Annotated in this window: 4 protein-coding genes; all 4 read right to left on the reverse strand. The window is 63.5% G+C overall.

Going from position 1 to position 5381, the window contains the following annotated elements:
• Positions 1 to 223 precede the first annotated feature (223 nt).
• Positions 224 to 2737: an FtsX-like permease family protein gene (locus Q1W40_RS14875; RefSeq protein WP_300713413.1), complete on the reverse strand. Its 2514-nt coding sequence runs from the start codon at positions 2735 to 2737 to the stop codon at positions 224 to 226.
• A 130-nt stretch (positions 2738 to 2867) separates the two neighbouring features.
• A complete protein-coding gene (locus Q1W40_RS14880) occupies positions 2868 to 3752 on the reverse strand; it encodes a formate dehydrogenase accessory sulfurtransferase FdhD (RefSeq protein WP_300713414.1) in 885 nt (294 codons plus the stop codon).
• A gap of 74 nt (positions 3753 to 3826) precedes the next feature.
• Positions 3827 to 4168: a hypothetical protein gene (locus tag Q1W40_RS14885; protein ID WP_300713415.1), complete on the reverse strand. Its 342-nt coding sequence runs from the start codon at positions 4166 to 4168 to the stop codon at positions 3827 to 3829.
• Between the two features lie 15 nt (positions 4169 to 4183).
• A complete protein-coding gene (locus tag Q1W40_RS14890) occupies positions 4184 to 5350 on the reverse strand; it encodes a formate dehydrogenase subunit gamma (RefSeq protein ID WP_300713417.1) in 1167 nt (388 codons plus the stop codon).
• Positions 5351 to 5381: the final 31 nt, after the last annotated feature.

A 5381-nucleotide genomic window follows, 5' to 3' on the forward strand; every position in this document is an offset into this window, starting at 1 on the left:
TGATGAATCTGGTGGATCCCGGGTCTTCGCCCGGGGTGACAGAGGGGAAAGGTGCGGCTGTTATCTCGGAGCTGAAGCCGGTGGATCCCGGGTCTTCGCCCGGGATGACAGAGGGGGAACGCAAGCAAGTCGACCTGCCCTTGAAAAACTTGTCACCCCTGATTTAATTCTTGTCACCCCTGAATTAAATCTTGTCACCCCGGACTTGATCCGGGGTCCGTCTTCATTCTGTCGACTGCCGCAAAGTCAGCATCACGGGTTGCCGCAGCACGCCCGATAAACTCAAGCTGCCTGCAACCCAAGCAAGTAAAGCGCCCAGCGCGCCGCCTGCCAGCGGGGCCCACAGTGGCGGGGCCCAGGCGAATTCGAACGCGAAGCGGGCCAAGGCCCAGCCCACCACCAAGGCCATGGTGCTGGCCATGAAGCCCGCCAGCCAGCCCAGGCCCAGCAGTTCGGCGCGCTGCACTTGGGCCAGCAAGTGGCGGCTGGCGCCCAGCGCACGCATGATGGCGTATTCGCGTTCACGCGCTTGGCGGCTGGCGCCCACGGCGGCCAGCAGCACCATCACCCCAGCGGCCAGGGTGAAGCCAAACAAATACTCCACCGCACGGATGACCTGGTCCATCACGCGCTGCACTTGCGCCAGGGTGCTGCGCATGTCCACGCTGGTGATGTTGGGAAACTGCTTGACCAGGGCATTGTCAAAGCCTGCGCTGCCCTCGGGCGAGCGAAACGCGGCCATGTAGGTCATGGGCAAGTCGGGCATTTGCGCCAGCGGAAACAGCATGAAGAAGTTGGCCCGCATGGAGGCCCAGTCCACCTTGCGCAGCGAGGTGATGCGCGCCTCGCGTGCTTGACCGGCGATGTCAAAGCGCAGGGTGTCTCCCAGCTTGAGGCCCAGGGTGTCGGCAATGCCTTGTTCGACGCTCAGTCCATCGGCTTCGCCACCGACCCAGCGGCCCGCCGTGAGCGGGTTGTGCGCGGGCAAGTCGGCGCTGTGCGAGAGGTTGATCTCGCGGTCGATGAGGCGCTTGGCGCGTTCGGCCACAAAATCGTTCGGGCCGACTTCGCGCCCGTTGATGGCCACCAGCCGGCCCCGGATCATGGGAAACCAGTCGGGCGATGGCACGCCTGCACGCTGAAGACTGGCCAGGAAGTCACTGGCTTGTTCAGGCTGAACGTTGATGACAAAGCGGTCGGGCGCATTGGCCGGTGTGGCCTGCCGCCAGCTGGCGATCAGGTCGGTGCGCAAGAGCACCAGCAAGGCCAGCGCCAGCAAACCGACCGACAAGGCACTGACCTGCACCACCGCAAACACCGGCCGCGCCGCCACCTGCCGTGTGGCCAGACGCAACCAGCGCGGTGCCTGTTCGCCGGGCACGGTGCGGCGCAAGAGCCACAAGGCCAAGGCGGCCAAACCCGCAAACACCATCAAGGCCACGGCAAAGCCGCCCACGGTGATGATGCCCAAAGTCAGGCTGCGGCTGACCATGAGCAGCGTGAGGGCAAAACCCAGCAGGCCCATGGCCAGCACCAGCACCGAATGGGTTTGCAGCCCGCCGAGGTCGCGCCGGATGACGCGCAAGGGTGGCACCTTGGCCAGTTGCAGCACGGGCGGTAGGCCAAAGGCAACCAACAAGGTCAGCCCCATGCCCATGCCCATGAGCGCGGGCCATGCGGTGGCGGCGGGCAATTGGGTTTCGACCAGACCGGCCAGGAGCTGCACAAAGCCCAAGTGCACGCCGTAGCCGATCAACACGCCCAGCGCACTGGCGAGCAGGCCTGCGCCCAAGAATTCCAAGCCGTAGCTCAATGTGAGTGTGCGCTGGCTTTGCCCCAGAACCCGCAGCAAAGCACAGGCGTCAAGCTGCCGTTCGGCAAAACTGCGCGAGGCCAAAGCCACCGCCACAGCGCAGAGCAAGGCCGCCAGCAAAGCTACCAGATTCAAGAACTGGGCGGCGCGGTCCAAGGTTTGGCGCATTTCGGGGCGGCCGGTGTCGAGGGACTCGATCTGCACGCCGCGCACAGGGCGGGCGTCGATCTCGGTCTTGGCCCATTGCACAAAGCGATCGGCCTCGGGGGTCGGCCCGGCCACGGCCATGCGCCAGGTCACGCGGCTGGCCGGTTGCACCAAGCCGGTGGACGGCAGGTCTGCAGCGTTGAGCATGACGCGGGGCGCAAAGCTCATGAAGCCGGCACCACGGTCAGGTTCGCGCACGATGGTGGCGGTGATGCGCAGTTGGCGATCACCCAGGCCCAGCATCTGGCCAGTTTGCAGGTTCAGGGCTTCAAGCAGGGCCGGGTCCACCCAGACTTCGCCAGCGGGCGGGATGGCGGCTTGGCTTGGGGCCACTTCGAGGCGGCCACGCAGCGGGTAGCCGGGCTCGACCGCCTTCAGGGCCACCAAGCGGCTGGCACCACCTTGCTCGGGCAGGGCCCGCGCCATGGTTGGGAAGCTCACATTGGTGTTGGTCTGCAAGCCGCCTTGCTTGGCTTGCTGTGCAAAGTCGGGGGGCGTGAGCTGGTCGCTGACGACCACGGCATCGCCACCCAACAATTGCCGCGCATCGCGCCACAGGCCGTTTTGCAAACGGTCGGCCAGAAAGCCCACCGCCGTGAGCGCGGCCACCGCCAGGGCCACCGACAACATCAACAGCCGCAATTCGCCTGCGCGCAGGTCGCGCCACAACTGGCGGGCGCCAAGGGCCAATCCGTGCATCCATCCTTGAGTATTCATGGGCTGACCATACCGCAGAAAACATTCACGGCGATCGAAAACGGGATTGCTCGGGCTGGATCGCCACGCTTCGCTCGCGATGACACAGGAAACGTCATTCCGAGGAGCGCAGCGACGTGGCAATCCAGAATCAGGTGCTGGCCAATGCCGTTTGCCAGACCATGCGCTCGGGGGCGCTGAAGCACAGGAAGCGTTTGTTGGTGGCGCGGCCGATGGCACACAGGCCCAAGCGCTTGGCCACGTCCAGGCCCATTTGGGTGATGCCGCTGCGCGAGACCACGATCGGCACGCCCATTTGCGCCGACTTGATGACCATCTCGCTGGTCAAGCGGCCAGTGGTGTAGAACACCTTGTCCTGGCCGCTGATGTCGTTCATCCACATCCAGCCGGCGATGGTGTCGACCGCGTTGTGGCGCCCGACGTCTTCCACGAACATGAGCATCTGGTCGTTCTGGAACAGCGCACAGCCGTGCACCGAGCCGGATGATTTGTAGGTGGACTCCTGCACGCGGATGGCGTTGACCAGGGCGTAGAGCTGGCCTTGCGTGATGCGCGCTTCGGGCAGCACGATGTCGTCGATGTGGGCCATCAGGTCACCAAAGACACTGCCTTGGCCGCAGCCGGTGGTGACCACGCGTTCGGCGCTGCGTTGGGTGGTGATATGCGCGCCGGGGCGTGTCTTGACGGCGGCCACACCCGGCTCACCGGTTTCGCCTTCGCCAATCGTCCAATCCACCGTGATGGACTCGATTTGCTCGACCGAATCGATCAGGCGCTGGTTGCGCAAGAAACCCAGCACCAACCATTCGGGCTCTGCGCCCAAGGTCATCAGGGTGACGAGTTCTTTTTTGTCGAGGTAAATCGTGAGAGCGCGCTCTGCCGGGATCTGCGTCTCGGATTGTTCACCGAACTCGTTGCAGACCTGCACCGTGCGTGTGAGCGAGGCGCGGGCGTGCGTCAACGCGGGTTTGAGGCGCACAGGGGTGTCGGTGAGATCGGTCAAAACGGCAGACATGGTGTGAGCCTAACGCAAAAAATCCCCCGACGGTGAGGACGGGGGATCTGAGGCTGGGGACTCTGGAAAAAAGATCAGCCTTTTTTGGCCGGTGCGGTAGCGGGTGCTGGTGCTGCGGGCGCAGCTGCTGGAGCGGCCGCTTGCTCTGCGGGCTTGTAAGCACCTGGGTCTGCGCACGCTGGTGTGGCCGTGGGTGCATTGGTTTTGGCACCGGTGGCCTTGGCCGTTTTGTAATAGTGAGCCGCGACTTTTTCGCGTGACTTGCACAACTGGAAGTCGGCCACTTTGTTGCCGTGGGCTGTCTTGGCAGCCGCTTCAGCGGCTTTGGCTTTGGCTTCGTCGCTGGGCGCGGGCAGTTTGGCAGCTGCGCTGAAGCTCAGCGCCAATGCGAACAAAACAAGCAAGGTCTTTTTCATGGGAGGTGCTCCTGTTCAAGCCGATGCGGCCTTGGAGGTGGCAGTCGGTGCTGCCGTGATGGGGGTCGAGCGTTTGGCCGGGATCTTGCCGGCTTTGATGTCGTCGTACCAAAGTTCGTGGTGTTCTTTGGCCCAGGTTTCGTCCACATAGCCGTCACGCATGGCACTGTAGGCGCCGCGCATGCCGATGGTGCCCATGTAGATGTGGCCCAGGAACATGGTCATCATCAAGAATGTGGCCACGGCATGCACCATGTGGCTGATCTGCATGGTGCCGCGTTCGTACACAAGACCGGGGATGACCTTGTCAAGCACCAGGCCCGAAGCCACCACCACCAGACCGAGGAAGAACACACCGGACCAGAAGAGGATCTTTTCACCGGCGTTGAAGCGGTGCGAAGGCACTTCGGTGCCCGAGACCAAACCACCACCCTTGAGGACCCAGGTGAGGTCTTCCTTGCTGGGGATGTTGTCGCGCACAAACGTGACGATCACGATCACCAGGGACACCGCAAACAAAGGGCCTGCAAAGTTGTGGATGTTTTTCAGCACGTAGGTCAGCCAGCCAAACAAGGCCGTGCCAATGACGGGCAAGATGAAAAACTTGCCAAAGGCCATGACGATGCCCGAGATGGCCAAAGCGCAAAAAGCGATGGCATTGGCCCAGTGGGCCGAGCGCTCAAATGGCGTGAAGCGTTCGATCTTGCGGCCGGTTTCCTGGCCGTGCAATTCGATGGTGCCTTTTCGCCAGTAAAACAGCGCGATCGCACCCAGCACGATCAACAACAGCGCACCGCCGTAAGGGATCAGGTACTGGTTGCGCACTTGGCGCCAGGCTTCACCGGCATTGGTCAGGCGCGAGCCAGGGTACTGCACGAACTTCTGGATCAGGTTGCCCGCCTCGGGCGCCTGGCTCAAGGGCAGGCTGCTGTAACCGGTCACGCCCTGCCCGACTTGGCGCCACATGGGCGCATTGTTGCCGGGCTGGACTTGGCCGCGCTCGGCGTTGGTCTGGTCTTTGTATTTGGGATCGGCATCGGCGCCGGGCGCGATCTGGAAGATGTTGGCGCTTTTGACGCCACCGGCCGCATCCGCAGCAGGGGCAGCCACTGGGGCCACCGCCTGCGCAGCAGCGCCCAACGCGAGCCAACTCAGGCTCAAAGTGATGATCAAGCGACGCATGATGAACTCCTCATGCGCTCACTTGGGCGCG

The sequence above is a fragment of the Limnohabitans sp. genome (genome assembly GCF_030158565.1).
GTDB lineage: Bacteria > Pseudomonadota > Gammaproteobacteria > Burkholderiales > Burkholderiaceae_C > Limnohabitans_A.